At 60.1% G+C, this 1,552-nt stretch carries 1 protein-coding gene; it reads left to right on the forward strand.

Going from position 1 to position 1,552, the window contains the following annotated elements; translation table 11 throughout:
• Nucleotides 1–67 precede the first annotated feature (67 nt).
• Nucleotides 68–1,507, forward strand: a complete 1,440-nt coding sequence (locus QW863_RS35950) for an IS1182 family transposase (RefSeq protein WP_315770104.1) — start codon at nt 68–70, stop codon at nt 1,505–1,507.
• Nucleotides 1,508–1,552: the final 45 nt, after the last annotated feature.

Consider the following 1,552-nt stretch of genomic DNA (forward strand, 5'->3'; position numbering starts at 1 on the left):
TGACCCTGGCTGTGTGAAAACGCTGCGCGGCTGTTATGATTCTCCAGTGATTCTTTTGGGGGAATCGATGAGGCGCTTCGTTGAAGAGGCGGATCGTGGGCAATGGACGCTGTTGCCTGAATGCCTCGATGATTTCATTGACGAGAGCAACCCCGTTCGCGTGATCGACGCATTTGTCGAAGCGCTCGATTTGTCTGAGATGGGTTTTGAAGGGGTGGAGCCGGCAGCCACCGGTCGGCCGTCGTACCACCCCTCGGTTCTCCTGAAGCTTTACATCTACGGCTATCTGAACCGGGTGCAGTCGAGCCGGCGGCTCGAACGGGAGGCCGGCCGCAATCTCGAGGTGATGTGGCTGCTGGGTCGGCTCGCGCCTGATCACAAGACCATCGCCGACTTCCGTAAAGACAACGGCCTGGCGCTTCGCATGGTCTGTGCGCGCTTTGTCGAACTCTGCCGTGGGATGGGCCTTCTGGCGACGGCGAGCGTCGCCATCGATGGCAGCAAGTTCAAAGCCGTGAACAACCGAGACAAGAACTTCACACGGGCAAAGGTCCAACGGCGGCGTGCTCAGCTGGAGGAGAGCGTCGCGCGTTATCTGAGCCAACTTGACACGGCCGACCGCCAGGAGCCGACAGAGGCGCTGGCTGCGAAGGTGACGAGACTTGCCGAGAAGCTCACGAAGCTGAAGGAGGAAATGGGCAAGCTTGCCGCGTATGAGAAGCAGATGCTTGCGTCGTCCGATCAGCAAATCTCTCTGACCGATCCCGACAGCCGCTCGATGGCAACGAGCGGCCGCGGCTCCGGCGTTGTCGGCTACAATGTACAGGTCGCCGTGGACACCGAGCACCATCTGATTGTGACGCACGAGGTCACGAACAGCGGTTCAGATCACGCCCAACTTGCTAACATGGCCAAACAGGCAAAGGCCGTTCTCAAGAGCGAGACGCTCGACGCTGTAGCCGATCGCGGCTACTTCAATAGCCCAGAGATCCTCGCGTGCCACGAGGCCGGAATCACGGTGACGCTGCCCAAGCCGCAGACGTCAAATGCTAAGTCGGAGGGACGCTTCGGTAAGCAGGACTTTGTCTATTTGCCAGAACAGGATGCCTATCGCTGCCCAGCTGGAGAGCGATTACCGTATCGCTATACAAACGAAGAAGACGGCAAGGTGTTGCGGCGCTACTGGACCACAGCCTGTCAAACCTGTTCGCTCAAATCCCAGTGCACGCCGGGGCCGGAGCGGCGGATTACACGGTGGGAGCACGAGCATCTGCTTGAGGCAGTGCAGCAGCGCCTTGACGCAAACCCGGAAGCGATGCGCCAGCGGCGCGAGACGGTCGAACATCCGTTCGGCACGATGAAGGCCCGTATGGGAGCGACGCACTTCCTCACTAAATCGCTCCCAAAAGTAGCCGCCGAGATGGCCCTATCGGTTCTGGCCTACAACCTCACACGGGTCATGAACATCGTCGGGGTCAAGCCGTTGATCGCGGCAATCACAGCCTGAGAAACGCCCGCGTCCTCGTGGTCAGGACGGACGTCCGCAAGGCCG

Origin of the sequence: Bradyrhizobium sp. SZCCHNR1017 (assembly GCF_032381375.1) — a bacterium.
GTDB lineage: Bacteria > Pseudomonadota > Alphaproteobacteria > Rhizobiales > Xanthobacteraceae > Bradyrhizobium.

Coding starts and splice junctions, on each gene's coding strand:
- QW863_RS35950 (WP_315770104.1), top strand. CDS start 68: ATGAGGCGCTTCGTTGAAGAGGCGGATCGTGGGCAATGGACGCTGTTG.